This window comes from Azospirillum sp. UENF 112521 (assembly GCF_058780665.1).
Genome location: NZ_JBSNCI010000002.1, coordinates 1,375,685 through 1,392,729, shown reverse-complemented (window position 1 = coordinate 1,392,729; position 17,045 = coordinate 1,375,685). Strand labels below are relative to the sequence as shown.

At 67.7% G+C, this 17,045-nt stretch carries 15 protein-coding genes and 1 pseudogene; 8 read left to right on the top strand and 8 right to left on the bottom strand.

Translation table 11 applies throughout. The annotated features are described in order from the left end of the window. Nucleotides 1-72 precede the first annotated feature (72 nt). From ACWPN8_RS08925 to ACWPN8_RS08910, 4 genes are all read right to left on the bottom strand, one after another. Nucleotides 73-1,494 (bottom strand): homospermidine synthase, encoded by a 1,422-nt coding sequence (locus ACWPN8_RS08925; RefSeq protein WP_109446246.1) that lies wholly within the window; start codon nt 1,492-1,494, stop codon nt 73-75. A gap of 143 nt (nt 1,495-1,637) precedes the next feature. Continuing rightward, on the bottom strand, nt 1,638-2,921 hold the full coding sequence (locus tag ACWPN8_RS08920) for a type III PLP-dependent enzyme (RefSeq protein WP_492240551.1): 1,284 nt from the start codon (nt 2,919-2,921) through the stop codon (nt 1,638-1,640). 436 nt (nt 2,922-3,357) lie between these two features. After that, complete coding sequence (locus ACWPN8_RS08915) at nt 3,358-3,921, bottom strand: 1,2-dihydroxy-3-keto-5-methylthiopentene dioxygenase (protein ID WP_492240550.1); 564 nt, start codon at nt 3,919-3,921, stop codon at nt 3,358-3,360. A gap of 120 nt (nt 3,922-4,041) precedes the next feature. Continuing rightward, complete coding sequence (locus ACWPN8_RS08910) at nt 4,042-5,250, bottom strand: MFS transporter (protein WP_109446240.1); 1,209 nt, start codon at nt 5,248-5,250, stop codon at nt 4,042-4,044. 239 nt (nt 5,251-5,489) lie between these two features. Here ACWPN8_RS08910 and serS point away from each other — a divergent pair. The 4 genes and pseudogenes from serS to ACWPN8_RS08890 all read left to right on the top strand — a co-directional run bounded on the left by serS (nt 5,490) and on the right by ACWPN8_RS08890 (nt 9,438). After that, a pseudogene (gene serS / locus ACWPN8_RS08905) lies at nt 5,490-6,762 on the top strand (serine--tRNA ligase). Next, nucleotides 6,762-7,544: a 5'/3'-nucleotidase SurE gene (gene surE, locus ACWPN8_RS08900; protein WP_109446236.1), complete on the top strand. Its 783-nt coding sequence runs from the start codon at nt 6,762-6,764 to the stop codon at nt 7,542-7,544. The pseudogene serS and the gene surE overlap by 1 nt, the downstream one beginning before the upstream one ends. After that, entirely contained in the window at nt 7,541-8,194 is a 654-nt protein-coding gene (locus ACWPN8_RS08895; RefSeq protein ID WP_109446234.1) for a protein-L-isoaspartate(D-aspartate) O-methyltransferase, read from the top strand. The genes surE and ACWPN8_RS08895 overlap by 4 nt, the downstream gene beginning before the upstream one ends. Next, complete coding sequence (locus ACWPN8_RS08890; RefSeq protein WP_492240549.1) at nt 8,191-9,438, top strand: peptidoglycan DD-metalloendopeptidase family protein; 1,248 nt, start codon at nt 8,191-8,193, stop codon at nt 9,436-9,438. Before ACWPN8_RS08895 ends, ACWPN8_RS08890 begins: the two co-directional genes overlap by 4 nt. On the opposite strand, the gene ACWPN8_RS08885 is transcribed toward ACWPN8_RS08890, so the two are convergent. After that, nucleotides 9,395-10,276 carry an ATP-binding protein gene (locus ACWPN8_RS08885; protein ID WP_492240548.1) on the bottom strand — a complete coding sequence of 294 codons (882 nt, stop codon included), beginning with the start codon at nt 10,274-10,276 and terminating at the stop codon, nt 9,395-9,397. The genes ACWPN8_RS08890 and ACWPN8_RS08885 overlap by 44 nt on opposite strands. Nucleotides 10,277-10,501: 225 nt before the next feature. On the opposite strand from ACWPN8_RS08885, the gene yajC reads away from it, so the two are divergent. The 4 genes from yajC (at nt 10,502) to ACWPN8_RS08865 (ending at nt 14,027) form a co-directional block, all read left to right on the top strand. Next, complete coding sequence (gene yajC / locus ACWPN8_RS08880; protein ID WP_109446228.1) at nt 10,502-10,927, top strand: preprotein translocase subunit YajC; 426 nt, start codon at nt 10,502-10,504, stop codon at nt 10,925-10,927. Between the two features lie 125 nt (nt 10,928-11,052). Then, nucleotides 11,053-12,651, top strand: a complete 1,599-nt coding sequence (gene secD / locus ACWPN8_RS08875; RefSeq protein WP_109446226.1) for a protein translocase subunit SecD — start codon at nt 11,053-11,055, stop codon at nt 12,649-12,651. A gap of 11 nt (nt 12,652-12,662) precedes the next feature. Beyond that, nucleotides 12,663-13,619, top strand: a complete 957-nt coding sequence (gene secF / locus ACWPN8_RS08870) for a protein translocase subunit SecF (RefSeq protein ID WP_395459685.1) — start codon at nt 12,663-12,665, stop codon at nt 13,617-13,619. A 30-nt stretch (nt 13,620-13,649) separates the two neighbouring features. Further along, complete coding sequence (locus ACWPN8_RS08865) at nt 13,650-14,027, top strand: Mth938-like domain-containing protein (RefSeq protein WP_109446222.1); 378 nt, start codon at nt 13,650-13,652, stop codon at nt 14,025-14,027. Between the two features lie 76 nt (nt 14,028-14,103). On the opposite strand, the gene ACWPN8_RS08860 is transcribed toward ACWPN8_RS08865, so the two are convergent. Genes ACWPN8_RS08860 through hpnD form a run of 3 tightly spaced genes read right to left on the bottom strand, consistent with a single transcriptional unit; the run spans nt 14,104 to nt 17,029 of the window. Beyond that, nucleotides 14,104-14,697, bottom strand: a complete 594-nt coding sequence (locus ACWPN8_RS08860; protein ID WP_109446220.1) for a superoxide dismutase — start codon at nt 14,695-14,697, stop codon at nt 14,104-14,106. A gap of 5 nt (nt 14,698-14,702) precedes the next feature. Continuing rightward, nucleotides 14,703-16,091: a hydroxysqualene dehydroxylase HpnE gene (gene hpnE / locus ACWPN8_RS08855; protein ID WP_492240547.1), complete on the bottom strand. Its 1,389-nt coding sequence runs from the start codon at nt 16,089-16,091 to the stop codon at nt 14,703-14,705. Further along, the gene (gene hpnD / locus ACWPN8_RS08850; protein ID WP_492240546.1) at nt 16,091-17,029 is read right to left on the bottom strand and encodes a presqualene diphosphate synthase HpnD; all 939 of its coding nucleotides are present in this window, start codon (nt 17,027-17,029) and stop codon (nt 16,091-16,093) included. Before hpnD ends, hpnE begins: the two co-directional genes overlap by 1 nt. Nucleotides 17,030-17,045 lie beyond the last annotated feature (16 nt).

The window sequence follows — 17,045 nt, the reverse complement described above, 5'->3', positions numbered from 1 at the left end:
CCTGTGGCAGCGCTGCCGCAGCCGGTGCGCCTGAACTGACGGCTGCGGCTGCGGCGCTTCATCCAAGCTCTCTCAATTCACCCGGAAGTTCTTGAACTGCCAGGGATCGTCCTCGTCGATGTCTTCCGGGAACAGGACGTTGCGGTCCTGCAGCGGAGTCCAGTCGCCATAGGCGCCGACAACCTCGCCGAGATAGGGGGTGGCGATGTCCAGCACCCGGCGGAAGTCGACTTCGTCCGGTTCCACCAACCCCCGATTCGGGTTCTCCAGCGTCCAGACGATGCCGCCGAGAACGGTGGAGGTCACCTGCATCGAGGTGGCGTTGTTGTAGGGCGCCAGCGAGCGCGCCGTGTCGATGTCCAGCCGCGAGCCGTACCAGTAGGCGCCCTTGGGATGGCCCATCAGCAGGACACCCAGCTCGTCCATGCCGCCGGTGATCTCATGCATCATCAGCCGCTGCTCAGCCTGCATGTTGTAGTTCTTGCCGGCCAGCTCATGCAGCGACATCACCCCGTCGTCGCAAGGGTGATAGGCATAGTGGCAGGTCGGCCGGTAGACGACGCGGTCGCCGTCGCGCACGGTGAAATAGTCGGAGATCGAGATCGCCTCGCTGTGGGTGATGAGAAAGCCGTGGAACGGCCCCTCCAGCGGGGTCCAGGTGCGCACGCGGGTCGCAGCACCGGGGCGCATCAGGTAGATGGCGGCGTCGCAGCCGAATTCGTGCCGGCGGCCGTCGGGCGGCAAGTCCTTCTCGTGCGTGCCCCAGCCCAGCTCGGCCGGTTGGCAGCCTTCGCTGACGAAACCGTCGATCGACCAGGTGTTGACGAACTCGCCGATCTGCTTGGGCTGGTTCGACACCTGGGTGTCGCGCTCGGCCACATGGATGGTCTTGATGCCAAGCCTCTGCGCCAGCCGGCCCCAGCCGTCGCGGTCGGTCGGGACATCGGTTTCCACGCCGGTGTCGGCGGCGATGTTCAGCAGCGCCTGCTTGACGAAATGCGACACCAGACCCGGATTCGCCCCATGGGTGATCAACGCGGTCGGGCCGCCCTCGTAACGGCCGCGCAGCGCCAGCGCCGATTCGCGCAGCGCATAGTTGGAGCGCAGCGACGGTGACAGGCTGGAATCGGTGTAGCCACCCGCCCACGGTTCGGTGCAGGTGTCGGTGTAGAAGGCGCCGACCCGCTGGCAGAACTCGATCAACGCAAGCGACGAGACGTCGACCGACAGGTTGACCAGGAAATCGCCCTTGTCGATCAGCGGCTTCAGAACCTGGAAGAAATTGTCGTTGTCGAGCGGGTTGTTGTGGAAGGCGACGCCGTAAAGCTCCGCTTCCTCGCGCCCGCGCTCCTCGGCGGTGACGATGGTGATCCGGTCGGCCGTAAGTCCGTCGATGTGACGGAGAAGCAGCGGCAAGACACCCTGGCCAATCGAACCGAATCCAACGATGACCATGCGGCCTGTGAACGTGCAGAGCTTCGTGTCCAGGGCCATGATTTTTTGTCTCCCCGAGGTAGTTTAGGCCGACGACATAAGCCGGCGCTCCCGCCCACTTCGGAGAAGCGGAAACGGGACGCGCCGGGCGACTGAATGTTACGGATGTCTTTACGCTTTATCCACAGAAACCGGCTTCGCGTTCAGGCAGCGCAGGAGCGAAGCTCGTAACCGGGAGTGGCGAGCAGGGGGGCGTCCGACACCTCGACGACGCGTGCCTGGTCGAAGCCGTTGAAGGCCGTGCGCAGGCAGGAGCCATAGGCGCCGAGCTGGCCAAGCTCGATCCAGTCCCCGGCCTTGACGTCGGCCGGCAGGTGGAAGGGACCGGCCATCTTGTCGGCACTGTCGCAGGTTGGGCCGTAGAAGCTGAAGGCCTCGTCCCCGGCATCGGTCATGGCTTCGAACGGGCGGATCAGCCGCGCCGGGAAGCGGAAGCCGGGCACGCCGGCGTCCGACAGCGCGCCATAGACGCCGTCATTGATGAACAGCTCGCTGCCGCGCCGCTTCACCACCTGAACGACCAGCGAGACGCCGGGGGCAACCAGCGCGCGGCCGGGCTCGCACCACAGGCGGCAGTGCGCCGGCAGGTCGATGGCGGCAACGCCGCGGGCGATGGCGGCCATGAAGTCGCCGAGCGGCGGCGGGGTGACTCCCGGATAGGACACGGGGAAGCCGCCGCCGACATCCAGAACGTCGAGGTCGACGCCGCTCTCGGCGATGACATAGCCGGCCAGCGCGATGGCGCGCTCGTAGGCCGACGGATCCAGCATCTGCGAGCCGACATGGAAGGACAGCCCGAGCTTCGGAGCCACGGCGCGGGCGGCACGCAGCAGCTCCACCGCATCGGTGATGGCGGCGCCGAACTTGCCCGACAGGTCGTAGACCGCGTTGCCCTTCGGCAGCGACAGCCGCACGACGAGGCCGAGGTCGCCTGCGCAGTCCGTCTCCTCCAGGATCTTGTCCAGCTCTTCCCGGCTGTCGAGGACGAAGTCGCGGACGCCATACTGGTGATAGGCGTTGCGGATCGCCTGACGGCCCTTGACCGGGTGCATGTAATGCAGGACGGCGTCCGGGAACATCTGGCGGATCAGGCGGATCTCGCCGGGGGAGGCGACATCGAAATGGCGCACGCCACAGGCCCACAGTGCACGCAGCACCGCCGGCTCGGGGTTGCACTTCACGGCATAGAGCACGTCGCCGCCACGGCCGACGGCCTCGGTCGCACCGGCGAATGCCTTCAGGAAGCTGTCGGCGGTGTCGGCCAGCACGCCGGGGCGGATGCAGTGCATAGGCTCTTCCGGGCGGTGCAGGGCGACGGCCTGCGTCACGGTCGAACGGCGGCCGGTGGACAGCGAAACGGCGCTGCTGTCGTTCAGGCCGACGCGGCGGAGCGGGGTGACGGCGGAACGGGAACGCAGGAAACCCATGGCGCACTCCTATCCCCGGACGGCGGCATGCAGGCCGGTCCGGTGAGCAGACGGCGATCCCCGGCCGCGTCACGAGCTGCCCAGCACAAGACTGGGCGCAGGTGGCGCAGCGGAATCGCCGATTGATCGGATTTGGGAAGGGGGGAGACGGAAAAAGCCGGTGCGAGCAGCGGCCCCGGGCTGTGAAGCTCCAGGCAACAGCGCGTCGTTTACCGGCTAAAGGGCTACCGTCTCACAGCCCCACCGTGGGCAGCGTACATACTGACCTCCCTCTCGGGACCGACCCACTGGAATGGTCGGTTCTGCCAAAAAGGACGCGGTACGTCGTAGCATAACCACAGAGGGCCATAGGCACGTGCGGGTGCGTCGTGCCGATTGATTTACGCTTTTCCGCCCGTGATTCAAGTGAATTTTTTGAGGCGGGAATAGGGCGGATTCAGGCCGCCGGCACAGCGTCCGGCTCGAAGGGCGGGAAGCGCGCGGCAATGGCGTCGCCGGTAAGGGCGGCCACCCAGCCATCGGGACGGCCGAAGAACCGGATCGTGGTGAAGCGCGGCGTCGGCCCCATGTCGAACCAGTGCGGCGTGCCGGCGGGAATGCTCAGCAGGTCGCCGGCCTCGCACACCACGCGGAAGACGCGGGCCTTCAGGTGGATATAGAAGGCGCCGGCACCCTCGACGAAGAAGCGCGCCTCGTCCTCCCCATGGGTGTGTTCATCGAGGAATTTGGCACGCAGTGCGGCGATGCCGCCCGTCTGCGGGGTGACGCGGACGACATCCGCCCTGAGGAAACGGCGCGCCTGCTTCAACCGCTCGATGGGGACGGCATAGGCTTGCAGCACGGCTTGTTCATCGCTGTCGTCGGGCAGGGAGGTATCGGCATTCCAGCGTTCATAGAGAATACCGGCATGGGCGAGATGAGCCGCGATCAGGGCCGCATCGGCGGTGCGGAGTTCCGGCCGGTGGGCATCGCTTTCCAGATATACCGTCAGATCGCTCACCGCGCGCACTCCCGCCGAATGGACGCGTACAACGTGAAGTTCCGGCCGACGCAGCGCAATAAGCCGAATCGCAGCAGCGACCGTTCGCCGCGCATCGACGGTAGCGCCGCAGCTCGACCGTCAGCGGCCGCGTTGCAGGCCGACCGTCACCGCCACCGCGACCGCCAGCAATAGGCCGACGAAGGCCGCCACCCCCGTCCAGCCATAGCCGTGCCAGAACAATCCGCCGAGCGTCCCGGCGAGCGTCGAGCCTAGATAATAGCAGAACAGATAGATGGAGGAGGCTTGGCCGCGCGCCACCGCGGCGCGGCGGCCGATCCAGGCCGACACGATGGAATGGGCGCCGAAGAAGGCGAAGGTGAACAGGGCGATGCCGAAGGCGATGGCGAACAGGCTGTCGATCTCCATCAGCGCCAGCCCGGCCACCATCAGGGCAACGGCCGCCGCCAGCGTGCGGTTCGACCCGAATCGGCCAGACCAGCCGCCGAACAGAGGGGAACTGACGACGCCGAAGCTGTAGACCAGGAACACCGCGCCGACGATGGCCGGGCGCAGGTCGAACGGCGGCTCGCTCAGGCGGAAGCCGATATAGTTGAAGATGGTGACGAAGCCGCCCATCAGCAGGAAGCCGAGCGAGAAGAGCCCGAGCAGAGACGGATCGGTCAGCAATCCGCGCCATGCCCGCATCAGGGCCGGCAGCCCGGCGGCGCGGCGGACGAAGTGCCGCGACGGCGGCAGGGCGAACCAGACCGTGACGGCTGCTGCAACCGCCAGCGCACCGACAATCCCGACCGCCAGCCGCCAACTGCCGAGGTCGGTGACGATGGCGGTCAGCACCCGGCCCGACATGCCGCCGATGGCCGTCCCGCCGATATAGAGCCCCATGGCGACGCCCGCCGATTTCGGATCGACCTCTTCGGAGACATAGGCCATCGCCACCGCCGGCAGGCCGCTGAGCGCCAGCCCCTCCAGCGCCCGCACCGCCAGGAAACCATGCCAGCCCGGCATCAGCGCGCCGACAATCCCGAGAATGCCGGCGCCGAGCAGTGCTGCGACCATCACCGGCTTGCGGCCGATGCCGTCGGAAATGGCGCCGGCCACCAGCAGCGCCACCGCCAGGATACCGGTGGTCAGGGAGAGCGACAGGCTCGACTCCGCCGGTGTCACCCCGAACTCCCGCACGAAGTCGGGCAGCAGCGGCTGGACGCAATAGAGCGTGGCGAAGGTGGAGAAGCCGGCGACGAACAGGATGCGGCTGGCACGGCGATAGGCGGGCGTTCCGGCCTGTAGATAGGGGGCCTCGCCACCGGTCTCGATCTCGTCGCGCACGCGCTCGGCTCCTGCTTCGATCCTTCGCCGCTGGTTGCGGCGCAATATGGACATTGCCCTGCCGTGCCTGCCCATTCCAACCATTGCCGGGGCGCAGCCGCCATGCCGTCCGCGCAAGTCGCCTTGGAGGCCGCCTTCATATCCGTATCAGGGGAGGTGCTGAGATGGCCTCGCACTGGACCTTGGCGGGGTCGCGCCGTATAACCAGTGCCCCACACAATTCGTTGATTGTTCGAGCCATGCACGACCTTCGCGCCATCCGTGAGAATCCCGAAGCCTTCGACCGCGGCCTTGGCCGTCGTGGACTGGCGCCGATGTCGTCCTCCGTGCTCGACCTCGACGGCCGCCGCCGCGCCGCGCAGACCCAGATGCAGGAGATGCAGGCCCGTCGGAACGAGGCGGCGAAGGAAGTCGGCCTCGCCAAGCGCGAAGGGCGCGATGCCCAACCGATCCTCGACGAGATGGCGACCCTGAAGGACCGCCTGCCCCAGGTGGAGGAGGAGGAACGCGCGCTCGGCGCCGAACTCGACGCCATCCTGGCCGGCATCCCCAACATCCCGGCCGACGACGTGCCGGACGGACCCGACGAGACCGCCAACGTCGAGGTCCGCCGTTGGGGCACGCCGGCCGACATCGCCAATCCCAAGCAGCATTACGAGCTGGGCGAGGCGCTGGGCCTGATGGATTTCGAGGCGGCGGCCCGCATGTCCGGCGCCCGCTTCACCGTGCTGAAGGGCGGGCTGGCCCGTCTGGAGCGCGCGCTCGCCGACTTCATGCTGGACATCCACACCGGCGAGCACGGCTTCACCGAGATCGCGCCGCCGCTGATGGTGCGCGACACCGCCCTGTTCGGCACCGGCCAGTTGCCGAAGTTCGAGGAGGATTCTGTTCAAGACCACCTCGTCCGACCATTACCTGATCCCGACCAGCGAGGTGCCGCTGACCAATCTGGTCAACGACCAGATCGTCGCGTCGGAGGAGCTGCCGCTGCGCTACACCGCGCTGACCCCCTGCTTCCGGGCGGAAGCCGGATCGGCCGGGCGCGACACCCGCGGGATGATCCGCCAGCACCAGTTCTGGAAGGTGGAGATGGTCGCCATCACCGCCCCGGAACAGTCGGAGGACGAGCATCAGCGCATGACCCGCTGTGCCGAGACGATCCTGGAGCGGCTGGGCCTGCCTTACCGCACCATCGTGCTGTGCACCGGCGACATGGGCTTCTCCTCGCGCAAGACCTATGACGTCGAGGTGTGGCTGCCGGGCCAGAACGCCTACCGCGAGATCTCCAGCATTTCCAATTGCGGCGATTTCCAGGCCCGGCGGATGAAAGCCCGTTGCCGGGCCAAGGGCGAGAAGCAAACTCAATTCGTGCACACCCTCAATGGATCGGGTGTGGCGGTCGGGCGCTGCCTGATCGCGGTTCTGGAGAATTACCAGCAGCCCGACGGTTCGATCCTGGTTCCTGAAGCGCTCCGCCCCTACATGCGCGGAGTGGAGAGGATTTCCATCTGATGTTCGACCTGCCGCTCGACCTGTCCCGCACGCGGATCCTCGTCACCAACGACGACGGCATCCATGCCCAGGGATTGAAGGTCCTGGAAGCCATCGCGCGCGAACTGTCCGACGACGTCTGGGTCGTGGCGCCGGAGATGGAGCAGTCGGCGGCCAGCCATTCGCTGACCATCAACCGGCCGCTGCGCCTGCGCAAACTGGATGATCGCCGCTTCACCGTCGACGGCACGCCGACCGACTGCGTGCTGCTGGCGGTCAACCATGTGATGAAGGACGCCCGTCCGACGCTGGTCCTGTCCGGCGTCAACCAGGGCTCCAACATCGGCGAGGACGTGACCTATTCCGGCACCATCGCCGCGGCGATGGAGGCGACGCTGCTGAACGTGCCGGCCATCGCCATGAGCCAGCATTACGAGCCGGGCCAGCCGATCGACTGGTCCGCCGCCGCCGCCCATGGCGCCGACGTGGTGCGCAAGGCGGTGACGGTGGCCTGGCCGAAGAACGTGCTGCTGAACGTCAACTTCCCGGCCCGCCCGGCCGCGGAAGTGACCGGCATCCAGGTGGTGCGCCACGGCAAGCGCAAGATCGGCGACGAGCTGTTCGAGCGTGTCGACCCGCGTGGCAAGCCCTATATCTGGATCGGCACGCTGCGCGGCGAAGCCGACGTGGCGGACGACACCGACATCCATGTGGTCTTCAACGGCGGCATCTCGGTGACGCCCGTCTATCTCGACCTCACCCATACGCCGACGTTGCAGACGTTGAGGCAGGCCTTCGTGTGACATACAACCCGCGCAAGATCCGCTTGCTGATGGCCCTTCGCGGGGCCGGCGTCACCGACACACGGGTGTTGGCGGCCATCGAGCGGATCCCGCGCGAGCTGTTCGTCCCGGAGGCTTTCCAGGACAGGGCGTGGGAGGACACGGCGCTGCCGATCGATCAGGGCCAGACCATCAGCCAGCCGCTGGTGGTCGGCCTGATGACCCAGGCGCTGGAACTGCTCCCGCGACATCTTGTCCTGGAGGTCGGCACCGGCTCCGGCTATCAGGCGGCGGTGCTGTCGCGGCTCTGCCGCCGGGTCTTCACCATCGAGCGGCTGAAGCCGCTTCTGCGTGAGGCCGAGGGGCGGTTCAGGGCGCTCGACATCGGCACCATCACCACGCGGCTCGGCGACGGGACGCGGGGCTGGCCGGAGCAGGCGCCCTTCGCCCGTATACTGGTCACAGCCGCGGGCGGGCCGGAGCCGCCAAAAGACTTGACGGATCAACTCGCCATTGATGGTGTCTTGGTCATTCCGTTGGGGACCGATCACCGCGACCAGAGGGTCGTGCGTTTCCGGCGCTCCGAAGCTGGCCTTATCCGGGAGGACCTGTGGCCCGTCCGTTTCGTTCCGCTGCTGTCCGACCCGCCGCAATCGGTCCGTTCCGCATGAAACCCGCATTTTCCAAGCGCGTCCTGCCCGCCCTGGTCCTGTCCACCGCCGTCCTGGCGCTCGGCGCCTGCGAGCGGGTGGGGGGGCTTGCCCCCTTCACCACGGTTTCCGAGGTGCCGGATTCGGCCGGTGGCGCCATCAGCGTGCAGAAGGGCGACAGCGCCTATAGCCTGTCGCGCCGCTACAATGTTCCGCTGCGCGACCTGATCGAGGCCAACAGGCTGGCTCCGCCCTACCGGCTGGAGGTCGGCCAGCGGCTGGTGCTGCCGACCTCGCGTCAATACATCGTGCAGAAGGGTGACAGCCTCTACAGCATCTCCCGGATGCACAATGTAGACGTCAGCGAACTGAGCCGTCTGAACAACCTGACCCCGCCCTATGCGGTGCAGGTCGGCCAGCCCCTGCGCCTGCCGGGCAGCAACGACAGCAATGGAACCATGGTCGCTTCCGGCGGTGCCGTTCCGCTGACGCCGCAGGGCTCGCCTGCCGGTCGCGGGTCGGTACAAGCGGCGGAGCTTCCGCCGCCCGGCGCGTCCTCCTCCGGCAGCATCGCCGCAACGCCGCTGCCGCCGCCGTCCAAGCCTGGGGCCGCGTCGGAACCGGCCGCGGCGCCTCCTGCCGCAACCGGCGACGCCGCCTATCAGCCGGGCCAGGCGCCGACCATGCTGCGTCCGCCCGGCAGCAAGCCGGCGGCAACGCCGATTCCGGCACCAGCCCCACAAGCCGCTCCGCCTGCCGCCGCTCCGCAGCAGGAGGTTGCCGCAGCCGCGCCGCCCAAGCCGGAACCGAAGGCCGAGGTCGGCGCCCCGCCACCGCGCGGCGGCGCCCGCTTCCTGTGGCCGGTGAAGGGCAAGCTGCTCTCCGGCTATGGGCCGAAGCCGGACGGGCTGCACAATGACGGGCTGAACATCGCCGCCCCGAAGGGCACCGCCGTGGTCGCCGCCGACAACGGTGTTGTCGCCTATGCCGGCAACGAGCTGCGCGGCTTCGGCAACCTGCTGCTGCTGAAGCATTCCGACGGCTGGATCACCGCCTACGCCCACCTCGACAAGATCGAGGTGGAGCGCGGCGCCTCGGTGAAGCGGGGGCAGGTGATCGCCCGGGTCGGCCAGACCGGCGGCGTGTCCTCGCCCCAGCTGCATTTCGAGCTGCGCAAGGGCAGCCAGGCCGTCGACCCGAGCGACCAGATGGACCGCAAGGTCAGCGAAGGGGCTTCCCGAGGCGGCCAGCCAAGTCCTGGATGAACTGCCAGGCGACCCGGCCCGACCGGCTTCCGCGCGTGACCGACCATTCGACGGCCTCGGCGCGCAGGCGGTCTTCCGGGATCTCCAGGCCGAAATGGCGGACATAGCCCTCGATCATCGCGAAGTAGGTGTCCTGGTCGCAGTTGTGGAAGCCGAGCCACAGACCGAAGCGGTCCGACAGCGACACCTTCTCCTCGACCGCTTCCGCCGGGTTGATGGCGGTCGACCGCTCGTTCTCGATCATGTCACGCGGCATCAGGTGCCGGCGGTTGGAGGTGGCGTAGAACACCACATTGTCCGGCCGCCCCTCGATGCCGCCGTCCAGCACCGCCTTCAGCGACTTGTAATGGGCGTCGTCATGGTCGAAGGACAGGTCGTCGCAGAACAGGATGAAGCGGCGTGCCTCGCCCTTCAGCCGGCTCAGCAGGCGGGGCAGAGTGGGAATGTCCTCGCGGTGGATTTCCACCAGCGCCAGTTCGCCCGGCCGCTCTGTGCAGATGGCGGCGTGGGCGGCCTTGACCAGCGAGCTTTTGCCGGTGCCGCGGGCCCCCCATAGCAGGGCGTTGTTGGCCGGCAGGCCGGCGGCGAAGCGGCGGGTGTTGTCCAGCAGGATCTCCCGCTGCCGCTCGATGCCCTGAAGAAGCATGATGTCGACGCGGTTGACCACCGGAACCCCTTCCAGGCGGTCGGGATCGGGATGCCAGACGAAGGCGTCCGCCGCACCGAAGTCCAGCGGCCGGTCCGGCGGCGGGGCGAGACGTTCCAGCGCCTCGGCGATGCGGGTCAGCAAAGGGACGAGCGCCTGATCGGCACCGGACTTTTCGATGGATTGCGACATAATTTTCCGGAAATTTTTTCTGGATGTTCCATGGAAAGTGGGTGCCCGCGCAGCCATCTTTCCGACGCCTTCGCACCGTAACACAGCAAGGCAAGCACACAAGCTGTGGTGCGCCCGCGGATTGTGGCGCATCACCATTGCATCCCGGTCATGGGCGGCTATAGTCGCGGCGTCCCGGCGGAACGCCGATCCGGTGCCGAGACCAAACCTGTAAGGAGCTTCCAGATGTTCGTTTCGACGGCTTATGCACAGACGGCGGCCCCGGCTGGCGGCGGCGGTGACATGCTCGTCCAGTTCGCGCCGCTGATCCTGATCTTCGTCGTCTTCTACTTCCTGCTGATCCGTCCGCAGCAGAAAAAGATGAAAGAGCATAAGGCGATGCTGTCGGCCATCCGCCGCGGCGACCGCGTCGTGACCGGCGGCGGCATCATCGGCATCGTCACCAAGGTCGGCACCGACGACGAGATCACCGTCGAGATCGCGGAGAATGTGCGCGTGCGCTGCCTGCGCTCGACCGTCAATCTGGTGCTCGCCAAGACCGAGCCGGCCGGCAAGTCCGGTGGCGACGCCGCTCCGGCCGCCGAGGGTGAAGTCAAGCCGGCCGACACCACCGCCGCCGGCGGGATCGGCAAGCTGTTCGGCCGCAAGTAAGCCGTAGCCGGGCCCCTCTTCCACGGGTCGGCCCGAAGGCGCTTCCCGTCCGGTCCGGCCGCTCGCCCCGTCGACGGGGCGGGCCGGTCGCCCGGACCGGGTGTCTGATCGGATTCGAGTGACGCATGCTCTATTTTTCGCGCTGGAAGATTTACCTGATCCTGGCGACCTGCATCGCCGGGTTCATCCTGATGCTGCCCAACTTCATGGGCCGCGACACGCTGGCGGCGCTGCCGTCCTGGTACGCCAACACCCGGGTGTCGCTGGGTCTCGACCTGCGCGGCGGATCGCATCTGTTGCTTGAAGTCGACATGGCCACCGTCATCCGCGACCGCGTGGAAGGTCTGGTGGACGGCGCACGGCAGCAGCTGCGCACCGCCAATGTCGGCTACACCGCGCTGAACGCCGGCGAGCGCGCCGTCACCGTCCAGCTGCGCGACCCGGCCCAGGCTGAGGAAGCCGTGAAGGCCCTGCGCCAGCTCTCCAGCCCGGTGGGCCGCACGGCTCTGGGTGGTGGGCAGCCGGACCTTGACGTGACCGTCAACGGCGGCACGGTGACCGTGGCGCTGAGCGAGGTCGCGCTGCGCGACCGCGCCACCCAGGCCATCGAGCAGTCGATCGAGATCGTCCGCCGCCGCATCGACGAGACCGGCGTGAACGAGCCGACCATCGCCCGCCAGGGCAACGACCGCATCCTGGTCCAGTTGCCCGGCGTCGAGGATCCCGACCGCATCAAGCGGCTGCTCGGCACCACCGCCAAGATGACCTTCCGCCTGGTCGACGTGAACGCCGATCCCAGCACCGGCCGCGCCCCTCCGGGATCCGAGATCCTGCCGTCGACCGAGGGCGACCGCTACCAGTCCAAATACGTCATCCGCAAGAAGGTCGAGGTCGACGGCGCCACGCTGCAGAACGCGTCGGCCGGCACCAACCCGCAGACCGGCGAATGGGTGGTGAACTTCGAGTTCAACACCGCCGGCGCCAACCGGTTCGCCGAGGTGACCAAGCAGAATGTCGGCCGACCCTTCGCCATCGTGCTCGACAACAAGGTCATCAGCGCCCCGGTGATCCGCGAGCCGATCACCGGTGGCCGCGGCCAGATCAGCGGCAACTTCACCGCCGCCAACGCCAACGACCTCGCCGTCCTGCTGCGTGCTGGCGCTCTGCCGGCCCCGCTGAAGGTGATCGAGGAGCGGACCGTCGGTCCCGACCTGGGCGCCGATTCGATCCGTGCCGGCCTGACTGCCGTCGTCGTCGGTTTCGTGATGGTCTGCGTCTATATGATCGCCTGCTACGGGCTGTTCGGCGCCTTCGCCTGCTCGGCGCTGTTCATCAACCTCGTGCTGACGCTCGCGGCGCTGTCGCTGCTGCAGGCCACGTTGACGCTGCCGGGCATTGCCGGCGTGCTGCTGTCGCTCGGCCTGGCGGTCGATGCCAACATCCTGATCAACGAGCGCATCCGCGAGGAGACGAAGAAGGGCCGCGGGGTCTTCGCCTCGATGGAGGCCGGCTTCAGCCGCGCCTACAGCACCATCGTCGACAGCAACCTGACGACGGCCATCAAGATGGCGCTGCTGTTCGTCTTCGGCACCGGCACCATCAAGGGCTTCGCCGTCACCATCACCTTCGGCATCCTCATCTCCATGTTCACCGCCACGGTGCTTGTGCGCCTGATGATGGTGACGTGGCTGCGCCGGACGCGTCCGGCCGTGTTGCCGGTCTGAGAGGTCATCCGATGTTCCATCTCCGCCTCGTCCCCGACAACACCAAGATCCCCTTCATGAACGGCCGCATCGCCGGCCTCGTCGTGTCGGCGATCCTGTCCATCGCGTCCGTCATCCTGTTCTTCCACCCCGGCCTGAATTACGGCATCGACTTCCGTGGCGGCATCGTCATCGAGGCCCGCACGCCGCAGGCCGCCGACTTCGCCTCGCTGCGCCACACGCTGTCCGGCCTCGGCATGGGGCAGGTGGCATTGCAGGAGTTCGGGTCGCCTCAGGACGTGCTGATCCGTCTCGAGCGGCAGCCCGGCGATGACGCCGCCCAGCAGGTCGCTGCCGACAAGGTGCGCAACACGCTGGCCCAGTCCATCCCCGGCACCCAGGTCCGCCGTGTCGAAGCGGTCGGCGCGTCGGTCAGCGGCGAGCTGTTCGCCAACGGCATGCTGGCGCTGGGCCTCGCCATGCTGGCGATGCTGGTCTACATCTGGTTCCGCTTTGAATGGCAGTTCGGCTTCGGCGCGGTGGTGACGCTGATCCTCGACATCACCAAGATCGTCGGCTTCTACGCCATCACCGATATCCAGTTCAACCTGACGGCCGTGGCGGCGATCCTGACCGTCATGGGCTATTCGGTGAACGACAAGGTCGTCGTTTATGACCGCATGCGCGAGAATCTGCGCATCTACAAGAAGATGCCGCTGCGCGACCTGATCGACATGTCGATCAACGAGACGCTGAACCGCACCGTCGGCACCTCCGTCTGCACCCTGCTGTCGATCATTCCGCTGGCACTGTTCGGCGGCGAGGCGTTGCAGGACTTCGGCATCGTGCTGATTTTCGGCGTTATCCTTGCGACCAGCTCGTCGGTGTTCATTGCCGCCCCCATCTTGCTGTTCCTCGGCGAGAACCGCCTGCGGCGCGGTTCTCCCGACGCCGCTTCGGCGGGCAACACCCCGGCGACCACACCGTAACGCCGGACGTTTGGGGAAGGAGAGGGCAGCATGGCCGACATCATGCCGATGATCCCGTCGGACCGTCAGGTCATCGACGGCTACGGTCCGGGACAGTTCTGCATTTCCGGCCAGTGGCGCGTCGGCTCGGTGATTGTCCTGCCGGACCGCACCCTGGCATGGGACGCGACCGACGTCGCCTCCCTGTCGGTGGGCGACTTCGCTCCGGTGCTGGCGGCTGAGCCGAAGGTGGAGATCCTGCTGCTCGGCACCGGCGGCACCATGCGCATGATCCCGAAGGCGCTGCGTCTCGAACTGCGCGAGCAGGGCGTCGTGGTGGAGCTGATGGACAGCCGTGCGGTGTGCCGGACCTACAATGTCCTGCTGGCTGAGGGCCGGCGGGTGGCGGCGGCGATGCTGCCGGTTTAAGGCCGGTCATCCTCTCCAGAAACGACAAAGGCGCCCTTTCGGGCGCCTTTGCTTTTTCATCCCTCGACAGGGAACCTTACGCAGCCAACTGCTCGGCGGCGAAGTCCCAGTTGGCGAGATTGTCGATGACCGCCTTCACGAAGTCGGCGCGGCGGTTCTGGAAATCGACGTAATAGGCATGCTCCCACACGTCGATGGTGAACAGCGGCTTCTGGCCGTGAGCCAGCGGGGTGTCGGCGTTCCCGGTCTTGCCGACCTTCAGCTTGCCGCCGTCCAGGTACAGCCAGGCCCAGCCCGAGCCGAACTGGGTCAGGGCGGCCTGGGTCAGCTCTTCCTTGAACTTCTCGACGCTGCCGAAGTCGGCGACGATGCGCTGCTCCAGGGCCGCCGGCATCTTGCCGCCGTCCTTCTTCAGGCACTGCCAGAAGAAGGTGTGGTTCCACACCTGGGCGGCGTTGTTGAAGATGCCGACCTTGGACGAATCGCCGGCAGAGGCCTTGATGACCTCCTCCAGGCTGGCGTCGGCCAGCGGGGTGTCCTTGGTCAGGTTGTTCAGGTTGGTGACGTAGGTCTGGTGGTGCTTGTCATGGTGCAGGTGCAGGGTCTCCGACGAGATATACGGAGCCAGAGCGTCGTACGCATACGGAAGCGGCGGAAGTTCGAACGCCATTTGATTTACCCTCTCTTCTTTGATTGTCCTTCCGGGCCGGGCCTTGCGAGCACGGCACCTCCGTCCGTCCAAATAGGCCGATGACGGAAGCTTGTGAAGGCCGGAAACACTCTCGAACGTCGTATAGGGTTATTTCCATTCGACAAAGTCGCCTCCGCCGCCCGGTTTCCCGAGCGCACGGCGGCTTCCAAGGTGGCGGGAAGTCCCGTTTCCGTCCAGTCGCCGGCCAGCGTCAGGTTGCTCCGCCGCGTGCGCGTCACCGGTCGACGCGTCACCGATTCGGGAGACTGGTCGGGGGTCGCCCGCCGCTCCTTCACCACGCGGAAGGGCGGAATCGGGCCCCCGAGTCGCGGTGCCGGGCAAAGGTGGGGAGCGATCTCCGCCCACAGCCGGCCGGCGATCTCCCCGGCCGGAAGATCGGCCAGCGCATCCGCATCGCTGACGGTGACCGACAGCAGGTCATCGCGGGCGAACAGCCATTCCGCGGTCCCGCCGACCAGCCCGACGAAGGGCAGGCCGCCCGGCAGCCGCACCGGCCCATCGAGCTGGAAATGCAGATTGACGATGGCTGGCCCCGGCGGCGGCACGGTCAACCCCGGAACCAGTCGTTCCGCCACCCAGGCCGGTGCCGCGACGATCATGCTGTCGAGCGGTCCGAGCGTCACGGCGCTGCCAGCGGCGGCAAATCCGCTCACGCGGTGCTGATCGAAGGTCAGCCCATCGACCCGGGCGCCGAGATGCAGCGCCGCACCGGCCGACCGCAAGCGCGCCAGGGCCGGCTCGACGAAGGCGGCGGACAGGCCGCGAGGCGCCAGAACCGGCCGGCAGGCGGCCTCACCGCGCAGCAGCGTCTCCCGCAGCACCGCGCCGAACAGGCGGGCCGAGATGCGCTCCATCGGCCCGTTCAGCGCAGACACCGCCAGAGGGCGCCACAGCGGCTCGAACAGCGCTCCACCGGGAGGAAGGCGGTCGGCGACGGAGTGCGCTCGCCCGGCCGTCAGGCAGCGCAGGGCGGCGAGATAGTCGAGCGGCCGGCTGCCCGGCACCCGGCGCGCCGGGTCGAACAGCCACAGCCCTCCCGGGCGCAGGGTCCAGGCGGCGCCGTCGCGCAGATCGAGGAAGGGAAAGGCCGCCGGCCGCAGTTCCTCCAGCGCATCCGTTCCACCGGTCCGCCGGGCGTAGTCGAGCAAAGCCCGGTTGCCGCTGAGCACCATATGGTTGCCGTTGTCGATCAGCCGGCCAAGCGTCGCGTCATGGAAGCTCCGGCAGCGGCCGCCGGCCTGCGGTGCCTGATCGTAGAGCGCCACGCATCGCCCCGCCTCCACCAGCCGGACAGCGGCTGCCAGCCCGGCGAGCCCGGCGCCGATGACATGGACGGTTCCGGTGCCGCTCATCAGCCGGCCGGAGGGATGCCGAGCATGCAACGCACCGCCACCCAGGCGCTTTCCCGCCGGCCGACGCGGACTCGAGCCTTCAGGTCGCGCCAGCCGGCCGCCCGCAGGCGCTTCAGCAGGCGGTGGTACAGCACCATCATGGCGGTTGCGGCCCACAGTGACCCGCGCGCCTGCCCGGCAATGGCGGAGCGTGCCTCGGCGAAGCGGGCTTCCGCGAGATCGGCCAGCGCCTCACAAGCTTTTGGCAGGGCGGGGTGGGCCAACACCGTCTCCGGGTCGGTGGCGTCGATCCCGGCGGCCCGCAGCAGTTCGCGCGGCAGGTACAGCCGGTGCAATTCCGCATCCTCGGCCAGATCGCGCAGGATGTTGGTGAGTTGCAGGGCTTCGCCCAGCGCCAGGGCAAAGCGCTCCGTGTCTGGGTCGGCACGGTCGAAGACACGGATCGCCAGCATGCCGACGGCGCCGGCGACGCGCCGGCAATAGAGCCGCAGAGTGTCGAGATCGGGCGCCTGGAAGCCGCCGGCCTCCTCGCCGGCAACATCCATCGCCATGCCGTCGATCAGCGCCTCAAGCTCGGCCCGCGGCAGTCCGTAGCGCTCGATGGCGCCTTTCAGCGCAGCGGTCAGAGGGCTGCCGGGGACGCCGCCGACATAAAGGTCGCGGATGTCGCGCCGCCAGGAGTCAAGGGCGGCCCGCTTGTCGGCAGGCTCGCCCGGTTCGTCGGCAATGTCGTCGATCCTGCGGCAGAAGGCATAAATGGCGAACATCGCCGCCCTCTTGGAGGCGGGCAGCAGACGCATCGGCCAATAGAAGGTGCTGCCCGACTTGGCGGTGACGGACGTCGCCGTATCGGACACCTTCCTATCCGGCGCATTCCTGTCCGGCGACGTCGTGGATACCGGTTCCAGCGGGGCCGTCTCCAGCGGCGGAGGGGTCATCTGTAGCATCCTGGGC